Annotated in this window: 16 protein-coding genes and 1 tRNA gene; 5 read left to right on the top strand and 12 right to left on the bottom strand. The window is 71.7% G+C overall.

Annotation, left to right across the window (positions count from 1 at the left end):
* Window positions 1–154: 154 nt before the first annotated feature.
* The 6 genes from ACFWVC_RS02445 to ACFWVC_RS02420 all read right to left on the bottom strand — a co-directional run bounded on the left by ACFWVC_RS02445 (window position 155) and on the right by ACFWVC_RS02420 (window position 6823).
* Window positions 155–565: a cytidine deaminase family protein gene (locus tag ACFWVC_RS02445; protein WP_384274600.1), complete on the bottom strand. Its 411-nt coding sequence runs from the start codon at window positions 563–565 to the stop codon at window positions 155–157.
* Between the two features lie 21 nt (window positions 566–586).
* Window positions 587–1150: a hypothetical protein gene (locus tag ACFWVC_RS02440; RefSeq protein WP_384274594.1), complete on the bottom strand. Its 564-nt coding sequence runs from the start codon at window positions 1148–1150 to the stop codon at window positions 587–589.
* 149 nt (window positions 1151–1299) lie between these two features.
* Entirely contained in the window at window positions 1300–2712 is a 1413-nt protein-coding gene (locus ACFWVC_RS02435; protein WP_384274589.1) for an LAETG motif-containing sortase-dependent surface protein, read from the bottom strand.
* A gap of 234 nt (window positions 2713–2946) precedes the next feature.
* On the bottom strand, window positions 2947–3393 hold the full coding sequence (locus ACFWVC_RS02430; protein ID WP_384274585.1) for a single-stranded DNA-binding protein: 447 nt from the start codon (window positions 3391–3393) through the stop codon (window positions 2947–2949).
* Window positions 3394–3513: 120 nt separating this feature from the next.
* Window positions 3514–5175: a GTPase gene (locus ACFWVC_RS02425; RefSeq protein WP_384274579.1), complete on the bottom strand. Its 1662-nt coding sequence runs from the start codon at window positions 5173–5175 to the stop codon at window positions 3514–3516.
* Window positions 5176–5179: 4 nt separating this feature from the next.
* Window positions 5180–6823 carry a dynamin family protein gene (locus ACFWVC_RS02420; RefSeq protein WP_384274573.1) on the bottom strand — a complete coding sequence of 548 codons (1644 nt, stop codon included), beginning with the start codon at window positions 6821–6823 and terminating at the stop codon, window positions 5180–5182.
* A gap of 324 nt (window positions 6824–7147) precedes the next feature.
* Between ACFWVC_RS02420 and ACFWVC_RS02415 the strand changes: the two genes are divergently transcribed.
* A tRNA-Arg gene (locus ACFWVC_RS02415) sits at window positions 7148–7220 on the top strand.
* A 733-nt stretch (window positions 7221–7953) separates the two neighbouring features.
* Here ACFWVC_RS02415 and ACFWVC_RS02410 read toward each other — a convergent pair.
* The 3 genes from ACFWVC_RS02410 to ACFWVC_RS02400 form a co-directional block, all read right to left on the bottom strand.
* Window positions 7954–8547, bottom strand: coding sequence for a uridine kinase (locus tag ACFWVC_RS02410; RefSeq protein ID WP_384274566.1), 594 nt, complete (start codon window positions 8545–8547; stop codon window positions 7954–7956).
* A gap of 101 nt (window positions 8548–8648) precedes the next feature.
* Window positions 8649–9809 carry a hypothetical protein gene (locus ACFWVC_RS02405; RefSeq protein WP_384274562.1) on the bottom strand — a complete coding sequence of 387 codons (1161 nt, stop codon included), beginning with the start codon at window positions 9807–9809 and terminating at the stop codon, window positions 8649–8651.
* 322 nt (window positions 9810–10131) lie between these two features.
* On the bottom strand, window positions 10132–11487 hold the full coding sequence (locus tag ACFWVC_RS02400) for a VanZ family protein (RefSeq protein WP_384274557.1): 1356 nt from the start codon (window positions 11485–11487) through the stop codon (window positions 10132–10134).
* 114 nt (window positions 11488–11601) lie between these two features.
* On the opposite strand from ACFWVC_RS02400, the gene ACFWVC_RS02395 reads away from it, so the two are divergent.
* From ACFWVC_RS02395 to ACFWVC_RS02380, 4 genes are all read left to right on the top strand, one after another.
* Window positions 11602–12006: a hypothetical protein gene (locus tag ACFWVC_RS02395; RefSeq protein ID WP_384274554.1), complete on the top strand. Its 405-nt coding sequence runs from the start codon at window positions 11602–11604 to the stop codon at window positions 12004–12006.
* A gap of 185 nt (window positions 12007–12191) precedes the next feature.
* Complete coding sequence (locus ACFWVC_RS02390) at window positions 12192–12464, top strand: hypothetical protein (protein WP_384274551.1); 273 nt, start codon at window positions 12192–12194, stop codon at window positions 12462–12464.
* A 152-nt stretch (window positions 12465–12616) separates the two neighbouring features.
* Entirely contained in the window at window positions 12617–14245 is a 1629-nt protein-coding gene (locus ACFWVC_RS02385; RefSeq protein WP_384274546.1) for a phytoene desaturase family protein, read from the top strand.
* Window positions 14246–14473: 228 nt separating this feature from the next.
* Entirely contained in the window at window positions 14474–16921 is a 2448-nt protein-coding gene (locus tag ACFWVC_RS02380; RefSeq protein ID WP_384274999.1) for a SpoIIE family protein phosphatase, read from the top strand.
* Between the two features lie 215 nt (window positions 16922–17136).
* Here ACFWVC_RS02380 and ACFWVC_RS02375 read toward each other — a convergent pair whose 3' ends face one another.
* The 3 genes from ACFWVC_RS02375 to ACFWVC_RS02365 are packed head-to-tail and all read right to left on the bottom strand — an operon-like array spanning window position 17137 to window position 19450.
* Entirely contained in the window at window positions 17137–17706 is a 570-nt protein-coding gene (locus ACFWVC_RS02375; RefSeq protein ID WP_384274539.1) for a flavoprotein, read from the bottom strand.
* A gap of 9 nt (window positions 17707–17715) precedes the next feature.
* Complete coding sequence (locus tag ACFWVC_RS02370; protein ID WP_384274992.1) at window positions 17716–18492, bottom strand: phosphate ABC transporter ATP-binding protein; 777 nt, start codon at window positions 18490–18492, stop codon at window positions 17716–17718.
* 58 nt (window positions 18493–18550) lie between these two features.
* Window positions 18551–19450 carry a sortase gene (locus tag ACFWVC_RS02365; RefSeq protein ID WP_384274533.1) on the bottom strand — a complete coding sequence of 300 codons (900 nt, stop codon included), beginning with the start codon at window positions 19448–19450 and terminating at the stop codon, window positions 18551–18553.
* Window positions 19451–19577: the final 127 nt, after the last annotated feature.

Genomic DNA, 19577 nt, shown 5'->3' with positions numbered 1-19577 from the left:
TGCCTGACCGCCACCCCTCGGCGGAAACCAGTAAGTCGGGAGCCCTGTGACCTGCGAACTCTCAAGCGGCACAGGTAGTCGATCTGTCACCACCGGTCGCCGGCGGTCGTCCGGGCGGCTGGGCCCGGCCCGGGCAGGCACGGGCAGTTACAGGTCAGCCCAGCGGGTCGGGCCACTCGTGGACGGGCAGCAGGTCACGGAGTCTGGCCGTCCTGGTGCGTCCGAGGACCACTTCTGTATCCAGGTTCGCCGGGGTGATCTGGCGCATGAACTCCCGGCAGCGGCCGCACGGCGGCAGGACGTGCAACGCGCCCTCGTCGTTGCGCCATACGGCGACGACCTTGGCGATCCGGTACTCGCGGGCGGTGACCATGGCGGCGATGGCCGCGTGCTCCGCACAGAATCCGGTGCCCGACCCGGTGTCGATGCACACGCCCGAGTACAGGTTGCCGGCCTCGGTGACCAGCGTGCAGCCCACGTCGCCGAACAGCCGGTCACCCACCCGGTGCGGGTGGAGCACGGCCTGCGCGGCGGCGATCAGTTCGTCGTTCGACACGGTGATCACACCGTCGAAGGTACCGGGTCGTCAGCGCGGGGCGCCGCTCGCGGACAGGCCGAACGCGGCGCGGGCCTTGGCCTCCGGGTCGGTCAGGTTGGCGGTGGCATCGCCGGTGAGGCGTTCGGCCTCGGCGGCGCCTCCGGGGGAGAAGTGTGCCGCCGCCCAGGCGGAGGAGTCGCCGTCGGGCTCCCACGAGACGTCGCTCACCCGGGCGGGCGCCGAGGCCGGAGACACGGTCAACACCCCTGCCGAGATTCCGGCGTCGAGCGCCGTCATCCGGGAGCCGTGCCGTGCGAAGTGCCCGCACCAGGCCACCAGTCCCACTCGCAGACCGGCTCCGGCGGGCCGGATCTCGACGACTCGCTCCGTGCAGAAACCGCGCGAGGCGGCTCCGTTCTCCTCGGGGAAACCGTCACCGGCGAAAGGGCTCAGGGAGTCCGTGAGCAGGTAGCGGTCCACCACGGGGAGCACCGCCCGTTCGAGCGCCGGGTCGACGCGTGGCGCCGCCGGAACCGCTTCATTGGCGTACAGGACCGTCCCGGCCAGGACCACGGCCCCCACGATCCCGGCCGTGGCCCACCTTGCGCGCATCTCCCGCCCCTCTCACCGCTGTACCGAAGGCTACGGACGCCGGCGCCGGGAAGAGGGTTCCTGGGAAGAGCCGGGAAAGCGCCCAGGGGGCGGAGGTCGGTGACCTCCGCCCCCTGGGGCTGGACTACGGCCGGAGCCGGTCAGTCAGTTCACTCGGCAGGAGCGGCCGGCTTCTTCTTCCGCAGGAAGAAGACCGCGCCGCCACCGATGAGGACCAGCACGATCGCGATGCCGGCGATCACCGGGGTGGCGCTGCTGGAGCCGGTCTCGGCGAGGTCGCCGCTGGTGGTGGAGCCGGTGTCAGTGGTGCCCTCGCTGGAGCCGCCGGCCGAGGCCGGGCTGGGCGAGGAGGAGGGGGTGCTGCCGCCGCCGGAGCCGGCGGTGTCGCAGTCGAGGACACCCTCGAAGGTCTTCTCGAAGCCGTTCGGACCCGTGATGGTGATCTTGTACGACTGGTCCTCGTCCACCGGGACGGTCACGGTCTCGGACTTGCCGGCCTCGATCGTGTAGTCCTTGCCGGACAGCGAGAACGTGAAGGGCTGGTCACCCTCGTTGGTGGCGGTGACGTCGACGCCGTTCTTGTCGCAGTCGACCTGGGCGGAGACCGCCGGGATCGGGCCCTTGGCGGCCCAGGTGCCGGTGGCCGACGCGGTGACGGTGCTGTCGCTGGAGCCGGCCAGGATCTGCACCTGCGTGGTGGTGTCGATGCCGGTGAAGGCACGGCCGACCGGGAGCTTGGTGTTGGCGGAGGCCGTCAGGGACGTGGTGCCGTCCGGGGTGCCGGCCGCGATGTCGAAGTACAGCGCGTCGCCGTCCTTGGCGGTGCTGACCTCTTGGCCGTCCTTGTCGGTGATCTTCACGCCCTCGGGGGTGCTCGGCGCGGGGCTCACCGTGACGCTGGCGGCGTTGGTGTGGACGGTGATCGGGCCGAGCAGGTCACCGGCCTTGCCGGAGACGGCCGGCGGGTCGAGGGTCAGCGAGGCCGCCGGCTCCTCGAGGTTCTCCGCGTTCTTGCCCAGGTACTCGGCGAGTTCCTCCGCGACGGGGTTCACCGCGTCCACGTCGGCGTTGTCCGAGAAGCGCCAGATGGCGACCTGCGTGCCGGCGGCGGCGAGCTGCGGGGTGAGGTCACCGCTGAGCTTGGCCGCGGACTTGAGCGCCGCCAGGTCGTTCACCTGCGGGTACGAGTGCTGCAGGATCCAGTTGATCTTGCCCGCGTTCGAGTTGTTGTGCAGGCTCGACTGGTCCCAGGAGACTTCCTTGTAGCCGGCCTTGCCCTGGGTGGGGTTGTGGATGTCGATGCAGTACGTCTGGATGGTGCCGCCACCATCGACGGTCATCTCGAAGAGACCGGCAGAGACCTTCTCGTCCTTGCCGTTGTCGTGGATGACGGCCTTGTCGAAGGTCTTGAGACCGCCGAGAGTGGCCTTGGCGCCCGCGGTGGGGGTCGCGTCGTCCGCCGCAGCGGACCCGGCGCCGGCCATGGAACCGACCGCGATGAGGCCGGAGGCCACTATCGCGGCGGCAAGACGGGCAGCTCCCCGCCTCCGTACAGTGAACATGAAATTCCCCTCCGGGCGAGGCCGGTCGTGGGGCACGTGCCTCGCCGACAGCTGTGGATCCCCGTGGAACGCCGGGGTACCCGCAGAATCCTAGGAAGCACACGTATCAAAGCCATCAGGATTCACGGTGGCCCGGGAATTCGAATCGCAATCGTTACCGGCGCGTACGTGTGAACGCGAGATTGTCGATAAATCCTCGCGCGTTCGCGTGGTGCGAAATACCCGCTGTCCGGATTATCCGGACAGGACTGCCGCCGGGTCCGCCGGCATGGATTCCCCGCCCCCCGGCGCCTGCTGCGGAACCGTCAACTCCGTTCGGGGCAGGGCCACACGGCGGAACGCCGACGTCCCCCGGGTCAGGTCGTGGCCCGCGGCGACCGCGTCGATGTCGGCCGAGATCCAGCGCTTGCCGTCCCGCTCTTCCTCACGCACCCTCAGCCGCCCCTGGACCAGCAGGGGTTCTCCCACCCCCACCGAGGCCACCACGTGCTCCCCGAGTGACCGCCAGGCCCACACCGTGTAGAAACTGGTGTGACCGTCCGACCAGCCGCCGCGCTCCCGGTCAAAACGACGCGCGGTGGCGGCCAGACGGAATCGGGCCACCGGCACACCCGTCGGCGTCTTCCTGAATTCCGGCCGAGTCGCGACATTTCCGACGACCGTGACCAGCGTCTCGCTCACAACCGATTCCCCCTTGTTTTCGTGCCACCGCCGGCGGCCCTTTCGCCGCCGTCCGCGCGACAAGGACATCGTGCCCCGCCGACGGCAGCCATGGAGAAATCGGATTCAACCTGTGGATTACTACCCGGTTGTGGACAACTCCGTCACCCGGAAGTGGCGACCGGCCAGAACCCCGTACTGCTCCCGCACTTCCCGGTAGCGCAGCAGCTCCGCCGCGACCGGCTCCAGCACTCGGGCCCGGCCGCAGTCGGCCGCCGCGTCCGCCAGCCGGCGCTCCGCCGCCTGCCCGTGCCGCCTGGCCGGACCGCGCGCCGCGAAGTGGCCGGCCCGGGCCAGCGCGGGCCCGCCGCCCGCCCCGGCACCCAGCAGCACCAGCGACAGCCACCACGGCGCGCCCACCGCACCCGCCGCGGCCGCGGCGCCGCACAGGGTGCCCGCCATCACCAGCAGCGCCAGCAGCCACTGCGCCGTGCCCACCGCGGACCACCAGCCCGGCCGCCCCGGCTCGCCAGGCTCGGCGCGATCCGCCGCGGCGTCCAGCGCCTCCGGCAGAGCGTCACCGCCGCGCCGGGCCGCCTCGCGGACCGCCTGCGCCCAGGGGGCGGGCAGTCCCACGGCCGCGTCCGCCGCGACCATGCGCACCGCGTCCTCCACAGCCGCCCGCGACGCGGCGAGTGCGGGACGCCGCCCGCCCGGCGTCACGTCGTGCGGCCCGTCCCCGGCCGAGGCCCGTGCACCCCCGCGGCCGAGGCCCGGCAGCCGTCTCCACGGTGTCCCGCACGCCTCGTCGGCGGCCCGGAGCCACTCCCGTTCGGCGGTCCGCCCGGCGGCCCCGGCGCCGACCGCCTGTGCGAGCCGGACCGCGAAGTCCTCGCGTGCCGCGTCCGTCAGGCCTGTGGCGCCCTCCGCGACGTACAGCGGGCGCAGTCGTTCGGCGAGCCCGTCCACGTCCGCCGACAGCCGCCGGCCCGCCGCGGCGCGCTCCGCCACGATCTGCCCGATCGCCGACCGCAGTTCGGGCACGCCGTCACCGCTCAGCGCGGAGGTGGCCAGCACCATGGCGCCGTCCTCGCCGTGCTCGCCGACCGCGAGGCCGTCCTCGTCCAGGAGGCGGCGCAGATCGTCCAGGACGAGTTCCGCGGAGTCGCCCGGCAGCCGGTCGGTCTGGTTCAGGACGACGAGGGTGACGTCGGCGTGCCCGGCGAGCGGCCGCAGATAGCGTTCGTGCACGGACGCGTCCGCGTACTTCTCCGGGTCCAGCACCCACACGACGACATCGACCAGGGTGAGCAGCCGGTCCACCTGGTCGCGGTGGGTCAGCGCCGCCGAGTCGTGGTCGGGGAGGTCGAGCAGAACGAGCCCGCCGAGGCCGCCGGATCCGAAGGTCCCGACGGTCCCGTCGTGTTCCGTGCCCCCCTCCCCCGCCGGGTGCGCGCCGTCGAGCACGCTGTGCCGGGCGTGCCGGTGCCGCGGCGGGATGCCGAGCCGGTCCAGCAGCCCGGCCGCGCCCCGGGGGTCCCAGGCGCAGGCCACCGGCTCGGACGTCGTGGGCCGGCGCACGCCGACGCGCGCGAGATCCAGCCCGGTCAGGGCGTTGAACAGCGACGACTTCCCGCTGCCCGTCGCTCCGGCGAGCGCCACCACGGTGTGGTCCGCCGACAGCCTGCGCCGGTCGCCGACCCGTTCCAGGAGCTCCCCGGCCCCGTCCAGCGCCTCAGGGCTCACCCGCGTGCGCGACAGCCCCAGCAGTTCCGACAGCGCGTCCACCCGTTCCGCGAGCACCCGCTCACCTCTCCCAGTGTCCGTACGACTTCTGCATCACGGAGAGCTCCGCGATCAGGGATGCCTGCTGGCCCGCCGTGACGTCCAGGGCGTCCACCGGCCGCATGCGGCGCTCGCGTTCGGCGTCCAGCAGTTCCCCGACGATCCGGTCCAGCGCCTCGCGCGCCCGGTCGCCGGCCCGCAGCGCGGCCAAGGCCCCGCCCAGCGTGGCGAGCCGTTCACCGGCGGGGGTGCCCGCGCGGCCACCGAGCAGGACGACACCGAGCAGCGCGGCCGCGTCCTCGGGGTCCACGTCCTCGGGCGCGGAACTCACGGCCTCGTACGCGATCCTGCTCAGGTTCCAGCTCCAGTCGGCGACGGCCTCCTCGATGCGGTCCTCGAGGCCCTCGTCGGCGGGCATCCCGATGGCCGCCTCCAGAGGGGCACTGCCCGCGCGGTCGCGCCGCCAGCCGTCCAGGATGCGTTCGTCGGCGGCGGTGATCCGCGTGCGCAGGAGTACCGCCAGGCCGTCGGCGAGCGCGCTCTGCAGGGCCACGGAGCCGCAGTCCGGGTAGCCGCGCCAGCACGCCAGCGCCTCGCCGGCGAGCGCCGCCCCCGAGGTCACGGCCTCGTCGAAGGCGTCCTGCGCCGCGTCGTACGCGTCGTCCACGTACCGTGCCAGGCGCGTCGCCGCCGCGTGCTGGGCGGCGGACGCGCCCGCGAGTTCCGGCAGCCGGCTGTCGAGCGAGCCGAGCACGCCGGACGCGGTGCGCCGGGCCGCCTGGTGCCGCGCTGCCGGGTCCTCCGCGCAGTGGGCGAGCCAGCTGCCGAGCGCGGCCACGGCGGTGTGCGGCAACAGCCCGCCGCCGCCCGCCGACTCCGGCAGCTCCGGCACGGTGAAGCGCGGTACGTCCCCGAGTCCGGCCCGGTCCAGCAGCGCGGCGTAGTGGTCGGAGACGTCGTCGAGGATCTGGTGCGGCACCCGGTCCAGCACGGTGGCCAGGGTGACGTCGTACTCCTTGGCGGTGCGCAGCAGATGCCACGGCACCGCGTCGGCGTACCGGGCCGCGGTGGTCACCAGGATCCAGATGTCGGCGGCGCAGAGCAGCTCGGCGGCGAGTTCGCGGTTGCGCACGACGAGGGAGTCGATGTCGGGCGCGTCGAGCAGCGCCAGCCCGCGCGGCAAGGTGTCGTCGGTCTCCAGCCGGAGCCACAGCGGGCCGTCGGAGGCGGCATTGTCGTCGTCCGCCTCACGGCCCCCGTCGTCCGCGTCGCTCGCGGCGCGCGGCCGCGGTGCCCAGGCTCGCGCCAGCCCCGGCAGCACCCGCGGATCGGCGAACCACGCCCGGTCCTCCGGATGGCACACCAGCACCGGTGTTCGCGTCGTCGGCCGCAGCACCCCCGCGTCGCTCACCCGCCGCCCGATCAGCGAGTTGACCAGCGTCGACTTCCCCGCGCCCGTCGACCCGCCGACCACCGCCAGCAACGGCGCCTCCGGCGCCCGCAACCGGGGCACCAGATAGTCGTCGAGCTGCGCCAGCAGCTCCCGGCGCGTGCGGCAGGCCCGCTCCGCGCCGGGAATCGGGAGAGGAAAGCGCGCGGCGTCAACGCGGTCGCGCATCGCGGAGAGCACGTCCAGCAGCTCGGGCCTCGTGTCCAAGATCGCCACAGACGCAGAATGCCCCATTTTGGTGGGTTTTTGAAGTGTATTTCGCGTACTTCACGCCTTTCGGCCCGCAAGAGGGTCCCAACGGGGCGGATGGGCCGCGAGAGACAGCGGCATAACGAGTACACAACAGCCGCCGACTGGGGCGTCAAAACTGGTGCGACATTCGCACCTGCCTGCGATTATCAGACCGCTTCACCGAACCTACACAACGTGTCATGAAGGCGAAGCAACCGGCCGCACATCAGCCGCGCCCTATCCTTGTCCCCGGCAAGGTCACGGATACCGTCGACACCAAGGGGCGGGTTCGGTCGCGGCCATCGTCCGGCCCCCGTAGCTCAGTGGATAGAGCAGGCGCCTTCTAAGCGCTTGGCCGCAGGTTCGAGTCCTGCCGGGGGCACGTCTTGCGCCCCTCCCCCAGGGAGGGGCTTTTTGCTGGTCGCACGCCTGCCGGAGCGAGCGCCGCAGCGCCGGAACTCCCCCGGGTGATCATGAGAACGGTCCGACGCTGTCCGGCTGTCACCGGGTGTTCGCGGGTGGCTCTGTCGAATACGCGCCGAAGTTTTCGCAGCCGTTCAGCGATCTTCGTCCGGATCGGGGAGGTCTCCCCCGGCCTCGATCCGCCTCTGATGATCTCCGAGCCGACCGGAGATACAACGCGCGTAGGTGGCAAGCAGGACGGGGACGCCGTTGCCCGCCCACTTGGCCACCTGCGCCGGCGGAATCCCCGCGTTCAGCCACGTCGTCAAGCAGGTATGCGCAGGTCATACACACGCGCTTTCCGAGCGGCGAGGCGAACTCCGCCGGGGCGAGCACCTGCTGCCGGGCGGAGCGTCAGGCCCGGCGGAAAACCGACCCCACGAGGACGTCTTCGTCGTCCCCTGCCGGCAGCCGGACGTTCAGGACGCGCATGGCCACCGCTGCCTCCGGGACGGGGCCCCGCGTAGTAGAGCGTGGCGAAGAAGGCGTGCAGCCGTCGGCCGCCGCGGGGACGGCGGCGGATCCAGCCCAGGAGAGGCCTCGCCGCGGCAAGTGGCGGACACCGGTTCCGCGCGGAAGGAGGCCGCCGGAGCCGAAGTCGGGAACGGCTCGCGATACGGCTTGCCGGCGAGAACCCAGCGCACGGGGACAGTTCAGTGCCCGGGGAGCACCAAGTCGGCCCGTTCCTGAAGGCGGGTCACAGCCAGGTAGTGCTCTTCGGCCAGGCGCCGGCGGGACTCCCAGTCGATCGGGCCGTGATCGTGACCGCGCTCGCGGAGCCGGCGCAGGGATTCCTCGCGCGGGGTGTCCACATGGACCACCAGGTCGTAGTGGTCGGCAAGTTCGGGCCGGGCGGTGCACACGCCCTCGACCACGACCAAGCCCGAGCGGGAGACGGTGTGGATCTCGTCCGGCGCCAGGGCCCCGGTACTCCAGTCGTAGCGCCGGTAGGCGGCCTCGCAGCCACCGGCAAGGGGGGCGAGCACCTCCTCGCGCAGTCGCTGCCAGTCGAAGTAACGGTGGTAGCCCTGCACAGGATCCAGCCTGGCGCGCTCCTCCGCGTCCATGGGGCGGTAGAAGTCGTCACCATGCACAACCACGGCGCCGCCCAACTCGGCAAGAGCCCCCGCCAGGGTCGATTTCCCGGAACCCCCCATGCCATCGAGCGCAATCAGGGCGAACCCCTCACAGCTCCGGGCGTCGACTGCAGCGGCGACCTGCTCAGCACCAATCGAGATCACCGTCATGCCGGCATTCTGTTCGAGAAGAAGTACTCGTCCGCACGTGATCCGGCCTCTCAGGGCGGAGCCATCCGTAGGCGGCAACGGGCTCCCCGCAAAGCGGAGCCTCAGTGAACCGGCGAAGGCCATCGAGTACGCCCGAGGATCTCTGCGGCAATCTCGTTTGCGGGCCGGTCGTCGGTGCCCACTTGCAGATCACCAAACCCGTCCAAGGCGTCGAGGTTCCGTGCCGCCTGATCGGAGATCTCGCGTAGTCGTGCCTGCGGTTGGCCGATCAGTTGGTCGCCGGCGAGCCCCGGGGCCGGAGTGATGCCTCGGCCCCGGCGCATGGCTCGGTCGGCCAGTGTTCCCTGGCCGGCGCGCAGTTGGCACAGGGTGATCGTGGCGGCGGGCAGCGCTGCGGTGTACGCCCTCATGTCCTCGGGCCGGCCGAGTGGGCCGACGGCGATCAGACATTCCGCTCCGTTGGCCCGAAACGTGCCCCAGACCGCGGCCAGGTTGGCGGCCTTGAGCCGGTGGTTGCCCGGGTCGTCGGTCGGGATGGGGCGGTGGAAGCCGATCTGGTCGAGGTCAACGAATGCGGCGTGCACACCGGCCCGGCGAACCTGCTGGTACACCTCCCAGCCGACCGTGGACTTGCCGATGGCGGCCGGCCCGCACAGCCAGAGGATGCTGCCCGGCGTGCGGTCCGGTTCCCGTCGCATCGTGCTCGGGTTTTCCACCCGTTCCCGCGGACAGGGCCAGCCGGTGCGCGTGCGGACGCGGTCGGCGACCTCGGCGACGGTCAGACCGGTCGTGTCGATGCACAGGCCGGTCGGGAAGGCACGGTCAAGGGCGTCGGCGTACGCGAGCTGCTCTGTGAAATCGTCGTTCGGGCGACCGCGGGCAGCCAGTCGCCGGCGCAGCTCCGCCGGCTCTGCTCGCAGTCGGCAGGCCGTCACCGTAGCGTGCGGCACGAGGTCGGCTTCCACTCCGCGATCAGGGTCGGTGACGCCCGGAACGACCAAGAACCTCGCACCCGCGTCGCGGAAGTTGGCCACTACCGCGTCGAGAGTGCGCGCTTTGAGCCGATGGCGGCCCGGATCCGTGTCCGGCTCGGGCGCCCAGTGTCGTGGCGTCGGCGGCGCGTAGCACATCCCGATCTGGTCGATGTCCACATATCCGGTGGGCGCGCCCACCCTGGCGAGCTGGACGAACACCTCCCAGGCCACGGTGGTCTTCCCGACCCCGGACGCCCCGTACAGCCACAGCACAGGCAGCGCGATCACGATGGTGAGTATCGGGACCGGCGAGCGCCCGGTCCAGCGATATTCGTCGCTTGGCAGCGGAAACCGCGGGCACCCTTCATCGAACTGTGAGCACGCATGCGGATCGCCCGTAGAAGGCGAGGCGTCTCCAACGGCGCGTACTCACGGCTCTGTCGAATGTGTGTCGCAGTGCGCCTCGATTGGTTCACCGCAGCTATCTGCGGAGCAGGTCGAACGGTCGACCAGAAGCTGGCCGGACAGCCGGACGAGAGCAGGTTCGAGTCCTGCCGGCCGGCACCGGGTTTTCGCGGGTAACTCGCCGCGCTCGCCCCGGGACACTCACCTATTCCTGGGACTGAACCATCTGGCCGGAAATCGCGTCCAGATGCACAGCAGTGCCGTGAGGGCCGGATTCTCCGTCCTGGATCATGTTGATGACCCAAACCGGACGCCAGGCCCCGAAGACCTCTTGGGCGATCATGAAGGCCGGGTCCCCGGCTTTCATGCCGGACAATTGTTCGGCACGCTTCTTCGCCGCCGCCTCGCTCAGCTCTGGCTTGGGCAGGTCGGGGTCGGGGAGGAGGCGGGCGTTGATTTCCATGATGCGGCCGGACGACGTGACCGTGATGTCGAGTCGCAGGGGCATCATGACGTCGTCTTTGTAGCGACGATAGCTCAATACGTAAGGGGCCCCATTTTTTGCGAGGGGATCAAAGGTGGCCCTGCCTCCTCGGATCTCGTCCGCGTACCACTTTTCCGCGAATCGCTCACCGACCGCCCGCGCCTGCTCGGCCGTGAGAGACCCTCCATCGTCCTTGCTGTCGACGGAGAATACGCTCTGAATCTTGCGTTCGGGCCACAGAAGCATCAGATTTCCCTGGTCGGTGGTGACATCCACTTTTCCTGGAAAACCTGGTGCTGCCTCTCGCTGCTTGACCTGGACCACCTTGGTGTCGGGGCCGTACACCTGGACTGCGACGCTGCGCGCCCACCTGTCTTGTTCCGCTGTCGCCCCGACGGCTTCGGCACCCGCGTGGAGGGGCGTGACCCCGAAGCAAAGTGCCGCGGCGACCACCGCCCCGCCGGCGCCGAGACAGGAGATGGATCGTCTCGTCTCCCGCCAGGAGATAGCCGGCCCACGCCGCCTGATGGCAAGCCAGGCCAGGCCGCAGAGCACACCGGCAACCGTGCCGAGCGTGTTGGCCGCGAGGTCGGAGTAACCGCACGACCGGCCGAGTGGCAGGAGCGCCTGGAGCAGTTCGACACCGCCGGAGAGCAGCAGGCCGCCGCCGAGTACGGGCACCGGCCGCCGGAAGGCACTCACCCCGAAGGCGCTGACGGGAACGAAGAGCAGCACGTTCAACTGCCCCGGGGTCGTGGACAGCACACCCCTGAAAGACGGGCCGATGTAACAGGTGATATCTCCGCCCGAATTACCCATCCCGCCTGGCAGAAGGGTTACCGCAAGAACGCCTGCCAGCGACACGGACCAAAGGGTGACCGCTGTTGTCGGCCACTTCTTGGCCCGTGCCAGCAGCGCCACCGGTACGGCGATGAGAACCGCCACCGCCGCGAAAACGGGGATGAGGCCGGCCACAGCGCGGATCGACGCTTCAATCATGATGTCTTTCTCTCGCCGCTCGGCAAAGGAGGTCTTGCGACCCTGCATTCCGGCTTGCGCCCGCACGGCGAAGATCAATTTATAGGTCGAGGGGGTTTGCCTGCAAGGAAAGTGGCAGAGCCCGTGAACGGCTCCTGCGGCGCCGTGTGCCGGCCCGTTACGATCGCGGCCGGCCGCGGATGAGGAGAAGCCATGGAGCAGGGGCAGTCTGTCGAGCGGGGTGAGGCCGGGGCCGAGCCCTTCATGCGGGTCGCCCGTGGCTGCCTGGTTGCCTTCGTCTTCGGCTGTGCCGCGTCTGTGGTGCTGTTCGGCATCGCGGGGAGCATCGAGATGGAGACGGGTCCCGGGCTGCGGGAGAATCAGGGGCCGCTGGTCGTCTGCCTGTTGGCGTTCGGGGCCTTGGTGACCGTCGGCGGGCTGGCGCTCAGCGGATGGCGGTCGTACGGCGGATGGGCCGCTGTCGCCTGCCTCGGTGTCCTCATATCACTGCGGATGTGGACGCTGGCGCCCGCGCTTCACTGCTGGTCGTACGACAGTGTGGTGCGCGATGACGACGGCTCGTACCACTGCGTGAACCGGGGTGACGCACGCCCCTGAGGAGGGGCGCCGGCGCCTCGGGGCCGGAGTGCGTGCGGTGGCGGGCTGTTCTAGTGTCGGACGAAGGAGGGGCGGTTCTGCCGAGCCGACGGGTGCGGGGGCCCGGGTCCCCGGTCGTGCACCGATGGGGTCCGCTGCTCGGCGCCCTGAGAGCCCCGACCAGTTCCGGAGAGCAGGTGCCTCCCATGCGCACGTCAGCCCGTATCGCCGGTGTCCTCACCGGCCTGACCATCGCACTCGGCGGCGCGGCTTTCGCCGTCCCCGTCGCCCACGCGGACATCCCGTCCTGCATGAACATGGTCCAACTGACGGGCGTCGACGCGTCGGATGCCGTCAGAGCGTCGTGCACCCGTGGGGTGATCGGCGACTGGCAAGGCTGTGTGAGCGGCCTGTCCGGGGCCGGTGTGCCGGGCGGCGCAGCGAGCGGTGCCTGCCGGGCGGCGGCCAACCCTCCGTGACGGTCCCTGCCGCGGCGTGCGCCAACACGCCGCCGTTGGAAAGGCCTTGAACCGCGCCGACGCCGAACCCCGGCACCCGAGCCGCCGCGATGTTGCGTTCCGCTGCCACGGGAGGAGCATGGGGAGAGGGAGAGTGGCAGGGAACCCAGGGCATGAACGCAACAGGCTCCTACGACGCGGTCGTCATCGGCGGCGGCCACAACGGGCTCGTCGCGGCCCACCTGGCCCGCGCCGGGTGGTCGGTGGCAGTGCTGGAGCGCAACGCCGCGGTGGGCGGTGCCATCGCGAGCGGTGAGATCACCTCGCCCGGGTTCACGCACGATCTGTACTCCACCAACCAGAACCTCTTCCTCGGATCCCGGGCCTATGCCGACTTCGCTCCCGATCTGTCGCGCCACGGGCTGACCTTCGCCAGTACCGACCGCCCCTACGCCAACGTCTTCCCTGACGGACTGAGCCTGCGGGTCCATTCCGACTACCCGCGCACCCTTGGGCAGTTGGCGGCACACGACACCGGCGATGCCGACGGCTTCGCCGGCCTCTATCAGCGGTACAGGCAATTCGCCCCGTACTTGTTCGGCCTCTACGGAACCGCCGTGCCGTCGGCCCAGGCGGTTCGGCAGGTGCTGGACCTACTGCGCCGCCACGGGCTGCGCGGCGCGGGGGAACTCGTCCACACGCTGCTGATGAGTACCCGGGAGCTGGGCGAGACCTGGTTCACCACCAGGGAGGCACGGGCCATGGCGGCTTGCTGGGGCATGCACCTGGACTTCGGCCCGGACGTGGCCGGCGGCGCGATGTTCCCGCTCCTGGAGATGTTCGCCGACATGGAGAACGGCATGTCCGTCGTCGAAGGGGGCGCACAGCGACTGCCCCAAGCGCTCGCCGCGGTACTGGCGGAGCGCGGCGGCGAGATCCGCACCGGTGCGGAGGTGGATCGCGTCCTGTGCCGGAGCGGCCGGGCCGTCGGTGTGCGCTGCGCCGACGGCGGCACCCTGACGGCGCGCCGCGCCGTGATCGCGGACGTCGGGCCCGCGGCCCTGTACGAGCGGCTGCTGGAATCCGAGCAGGTGCCCGCGCACGTGCGGCGCAAAGCACGTCGCTACCGGTACGGCCCCGGCACCATGATGCTGCACCTCGCGCTTGCCGGGCCGTTGCCCTGGGCGGCAGGAGACGAACTGGCAGGTTTCGGCTACGTGCACGTGGCACCGTACGTCGACGATCTGGCCCGCACCTATACCGAGACCCAGGCCGGGCTCCTGCCCGCGGACCCGCTGCTCGTCGTGGGACAGACCTCGGCGATCGACCCGACGAGGGCCCCGGAGGGCCGCTGCGTCGTGTGGATCCAGATCCGCACGGTGCCCTCGGTGATCCGCGGGGATGCGGCCGGAGCCATTCGGCACACCGGCTGGCCCGAAGCGGTCGGGGCGATGACCGACCGCGTACTGGCCAAGCTCGAGCACTACGCGCCCGGTTGCCGGTCACGGATCATCGGCGCCACCGCTTACACCCCTCAGGACCTGGAAGCGGCCGATCCGAACCTCGTCGGGGGCGACAGCGTCGCCGGCAGCCACCACCTCTCCCAGAATTTCCTCTTCCGGCCGATGCCGGGGCACAGCGGCTACCGCACGGCGATCCCCGGTCTGTATCTGACCGGTGCGGCGACGTGGCCCGGCGCGGGCAACAACGCCACATCCGGCCGGCTCACCGCCCTCCGCGTGCTCGGCGACGTGCGTCTGCGCGGTCGGGCCCGGGCAGCGCGCAAGCCGCGGAACCCGTAACCGCACCGGCAGGGAAGCCCCTCAGGCAGGGGCTTTCCTGCTGCCTCGGTGAGCCCGCGCGTCGCCCCGGCCCCACCGCGCCTTGTCACAGATCCGGACCCTGTTCGGTCAGTCACGTAAATGGCACGAAACAGACATATCGCAGGACGCATCGCGTCTGGACCGACAACCAGGTGCACTGCCGCACGCCGCCCCACCCTGCCCGAGGAAGAAAGTGCGATGACCACGATGACCACGACCGACACGGTGACCGTCAGTGATCACACGGACGCGTCCGGGGTGTCCGACTCGGCGATCGCGCTGCTCGACGAGCGGGGGACGGTGGTCGCATGGACACTGGCCGCCGAGCGGCTGGTCGGATATGCCGCCCGCGATGTGGTGGGCCGGTCCGCCGCGGTCCTGCTCCCGTCATTCGGGGAGGCGCCGACGGTGTCGGCGTTCGTCGAGCAGTGCCGGGCCGACAACGGCTGGTCGGGTACGCCGGAGGTGCGCGACCGGCACGGTCGCACGATCGACGTCGGGCTGCGGTTCTCGATGGTTCGGGGGCCGCACGGAACGACGCGGTGGCTCGCGTCCGTGGGCGACGTCGGCGCGCAGTCCGGGGAAGCGGCGGCCGGATCGGTGCGGGGATCGCTTCTCACCCGCGCGCCGATCGGCATCGTCATTCGCGACCGGCAGCTGCGGTGCACCTGGGCGAACGAGGTGATGGAGAGCCACGACGGCATCCCCCTGGACCGCCGGCTCGGAAGCCGGTTCACCGACGCGCTGCCCGGCGCCAAGGCCGAAGCGCTCGAGGCGGTGATGCGGCAGGTGCTCCAGAGCGGTACGACCAAGGTCCACGAGTACCGGACGTGGCTGCCGACGACGCTGGGCCCGGAGCACCCGTTCGCGGCCTCGTTCCACTGCCTGCAGGGCGCCGACGGCGAACCGCTCGGGGTGTGCGTCATCAGCGTCGACGTCACCGAGAGCCGGCGGGTGCGCGAGCGCTTGGCCGTACTCGGCGAGGCCACCGCGCGCCTCGGCAGCACCTTGGACGTGATGCAGACCAGCCAGGAACTGGCCGAGCTCGCCGTGCCCCTGCTCGCCGACTACGTCGCCGTCGATCTGGAGCAGTCGGTCCCGTTCGGCGAGGGGCCCCCGGTCCGCGTCGGTCCCACGGGCGATCGCCTTCCCGTCTTCCGGCGCGCCGGGCTGGCCTCGGTCCACCGAGGGGCCCCGGAATCGCCCTGGGTGCGCGGCGAGCCGGTCCCCGTACCGCCCGACTCGCCCTTCAGTGATGTCCTGCAGACCGGGAAGCCCTATCTGGAGCCGATCCTGGACACCGCTCCGGGCATCTGGATCGACAAGATCCCGGCACTGGCGCGGAAGGTCCACGAGAACGGCATGCACTCGCTGATGATCGTGCCCATCCGGGCGCGGCGCACCGTGCTGGGCATGGTGCTGTTCATCCGTACACAGGACCCGATGCCGTTCCAGGAGGCCGACCGGCTGCTGGCCGAGGAGCTCGTCAACCGCGCAGCGGTCTCGCTGGACAACGCCCGCCAGTACGCCCGTGAGCACACGGCGGCCCTCGCGCTCCAGCGCAATCTGCTCCCCCGCCGTCTGCGGGGCGGTACGGCGGTCGAGGCGGCGTCGCGCTACCTGCCCGCCGACATGGACCACGGTGTCGGTGGCGACTGGTTCGACGTCATCCCGCTGTCCGGCGCGCGGGTGGGCCTGGTCGTGGGCGATGTGGTCGGGCACGGCCTCCACGCCGCCGCGGCCATGGGCAGGCTCCGCACGGCCGTACAGACGCTCGCGGACATGGACCTGCCGCCCGACGAACTGCTGGCCCACCTCGACGACACGGTCCAGCGCCTGGCCGACGAGGACGCCGACCTGCCCGACCAGGCCCCCGCGGCGGTGGGTGCCACCTGCTTGTACGCCGTGTACGACCCGGCCACCCGCCGCTGCACCATGGCACGGGCCGGGCATCCCCCGCCCGCGATCATCGATCCCCAGGGCCGGGTCACCTTCCCGGAACTTCCCGCCGGAACCCCGCTGGGCATCGGGCTGGGGGTCCCCTTCGAGTCCGTGGAGCTGGAACTGCCCGAGGGAAGCCTCCTCGCCCTGTACACCGACGGCCTGATCGAGGCCCGCGGCCACGACATCGACGAGGGAATGCACCGCCTCGGCGCCTCCCTCGCACAACCGGGCCGGTCCCTGGAAGACCTCTGCGACCTCGCGACGGCGTCCTTCCCGGCCCAGGCACCGTGCGACGACGTCACCCTGCTCCTGGTCCGCACCCGCTCCCTCAGCCCGGCCCAGGTCGCCTCGTGGACGCTGCCCCGTGACGAGACCGCCGTGCGCCACGCCCGTAACCTGGCGGCCTTCCAGCTGGACGAATGGGGCCTGGAAGGTCTCGGGGAGTCCACGAAGCTGATCGTCAGCGAACTGGTCACCAACGCCGTCCGCCACAGCACCGGCCCGGTCGGTCTGCGCCTGATCCAGCACACCGTTCTCACCTGCGAGGTCTTCGACACCGACGTCTGCTCCCCACGTCTGCGGCACGCCCGCACCATCGACGAGAACGGCCGCGGCCTCTTCCTGGTCGCCCAGATGTCCCGCCGGTGGGGTTCCCGTTCGGTGTCGGGCGGCAAGGTCGTCTGGGCCGAGGCGGACCTCTGCGACCACTGAAGCCGTCCGGGTGTGGCCGGGGCGCCGGAGGTAGGCGCGCCTTCCATCGGGAACTGACCGCCCAATTCCCCGAGTCGGACGCCGACGACGCGTCGCCCTGGGCATCCGTGATCAACATCTCGGACGGTCATGCGCTCATGGCGACGAGCTGGTCGCGTGCCGGGCAGGTCGCACTGCGTGTGCGCCAACTGGCCGGGCGGCACGGCCGCCCGCGTTCAGGCGGCGGTGACGCGGTCCAGCGCTTCGAGTACGGCGGCCCAGGGGAGTTCGGCCGCGGTGGGGGACGCGCGGGGCTCGGGGAGCGGGTGGGCGGGCGGGTCGTCGACGAGGTGGACGCCGGCCTCGCGGAGCGTGGCGAGGTGGCGCTGCCACGCCGGGTGCCGGGCGTGGGCGGCGTTCACCGCGGGCAGGACGACGACCGGGACGCCCGGGGTGCCGAGGGCCTCGCAGGTCTGGGTGAGGGCCTGGTTGTCGCCGATGCCGAGGGCGAGTTTGGCGACGGTGTTGGCGGTGGCGGGCGCCACGATGTGGCAGTCCGCGGCCGGGTGGGGCCGGGCCTCGGTGGGCAGCCGGGGCGCGTCGCGCACCGGCAGGCCCGTGGCGCGCTCCAGGCGGTCGATCTCGCCGAGGGGGCGCAGCCAGCGGGCCGCGGCGGGCGTGAGGGTGACGGCCACCCGCCAGCCGCGGGCGAGGGCGGGCAGCACGAGGCCGCCGCGCAGGGACTCGACGCCGTCGGCGGCCGAGCCGACGACGGCGAGGACTCCACGGACCGGTTGAGGAGGCATGGCCTTCCCTTACCCGAAGCGGCCCTCCACGTAGTCCGCGGTACGCGGATCGGTGGGCGTGGAGAACATGGTCGTGGTGAGGCCGTGCTCCACGATGCCGCCGGGGGTGCCCTGTTCGGCCAGGAAGAACGCGCACTGGTCGGAGACGCGGGCGGCCTGCTGCATGTTGTGGGTGACGATCACGATGGTGACCTCGTCGGCCAGTTCGCGGATCGTCTCCTCGATGCGCCGGGTGGACGTCGGGTCCAGCGCCGAGCAGGGCTCGTCCATCAGCAGCACCTTGGGGCGCACGGCCAGCGACCGGGCGATGCACAGCCGCTGCTGCTGGCCGCCGGACAGGGCGCCGCCGGGCTGCCGGAGCCGGGACCTGACCTCCTTCCACAGGCCCGCCTTGGTGAGGCACTCCTCGACGAGGTCGTCCTTGGCGCCGCTGCGCACGCGCAGCCCGGTGAGCTTCAGGCCCGCGGTGACGTTGTCGTAGATGGACATCGCCGGGAACGGGTTGGGCTTCTGGAAGACCATCCCGATACGGCGGCGGGCCTCGGTGAGGCGGCGGCCGGCGGCGTAGATGTCCTCGCCGTCCAGCAGGACCTCGCCGGCCAGCGACGCGGACGGGACGAGTTCGTGCATGCGGTTCAGGGTGCGCAGGAAGGTCGACTTGCCGCAGCCGGACGGGCCGATGAGGGCGGTCACCTGCCCGGCGGGCATGGTCAGGGAGACCTGTTCGAGGACCTTGTGGTCGCCGAACCAGCAGGAGACGCGGCGGGCTTCGATGGTGGCGCCCAGGACGGCGTCCTCGGGGATCGGCGGGAGCGGGATGGTGGTCTCGGTCACGGGCGGGTCCTCACATCAGGTTGGGCAGGAGCAGCGCGGCGTTGTCCGCGACGAGCAGGCCGAGCACGCCGAGCACGGGAACACCCACGACCCAGGCGTGCCGCCGTCCCCAGCGGGCGTGGGCCCACGCGAGCAGGGCCGCCGCGGCCACAAGGGCCTGACCCCACAGGACCAGGGGCAGCCAGGCGGACTTCTGGACGGCCATGGGCTTCTCGTCGTCCGGCAGGGCGACCGTGGCGACGGCGGGCGCCGAGGCGGGCTGGGCGGGCGATACGAGGTCGGCGTCGACGCGCAGGATGCCCCACGGCATGAAGGGCGTGCCGTCGGCGGTGATCAGGGTGAGACGGCCGCCTCCCTGGGCCACGGCCTGCGGCTGGGGGTCGCCGCCGCGGCGCACGCCGATCACCTTGTAGGTGTGGGTGCCCTGGCCGGTGGTGACCTTGATGACCCAGCCCTCGTGCACTTGGTCCAGGTTGCGGAAGGGCCCGCCGTACATCCCCTGCCGGCCCATGATGACGCTGACCCCGGCCTGGCCGGGCAGGGGTGTGTCGCGACGGTGGCCCGGCCCGCGGGACAGGGTGCGGGCGGTGGTGCCCTCGTCGACGACCTCGCGCAGGTTCAGCCTCGGGATCTCCAGCACGGCGAAGGGCACACCGGGGCCGAGCGGCGTGATGCCCTCCTCCGCCGCCGCGCTCACGGGGGCGACGCCGTTGGCGAGTTGGCCGCGCAGGTCGGCGTAGTCGACCTGCCGGTCGCGGACGTGCCGGACGTGGCCGAGCAGGCCGACGTCGGCGACGAAACCGAGGAGCAGTGCCGCCAGGATGCTGAGCGCTGCGCCGGCCACGCGCAGCCCGGGGCCGGCCGAGTGCGTCACGCGCACCCGGCCGGCCTCGGACTCAGCCTCCGGCACAGGGGTGCGGGCCCCCCGCCCCCCCCCCCCCCCCAGGGCCGCGGGGCCGGGGCCCCCGGAAGCGGCCCCGGGCCGGGGGGCCGGGGGGGGGGAAACCCAAACAACACCCAGGGGAACGGGGGGGCCG

It is taken from the genome of Streptomyces sp. NPDC058691, from assembly GCF_042714775.1.
GTDB lineage: Bacteria > Actinomycetota > Actinomycetes > Streptomycetales > Streptomycetaceae > Actinacidiphila.
The sequence above is the reverse complement of the archived record's forward strand: the minus strand, read 5'-3'. Positions and strand labels throughout refer to the sequence as shown.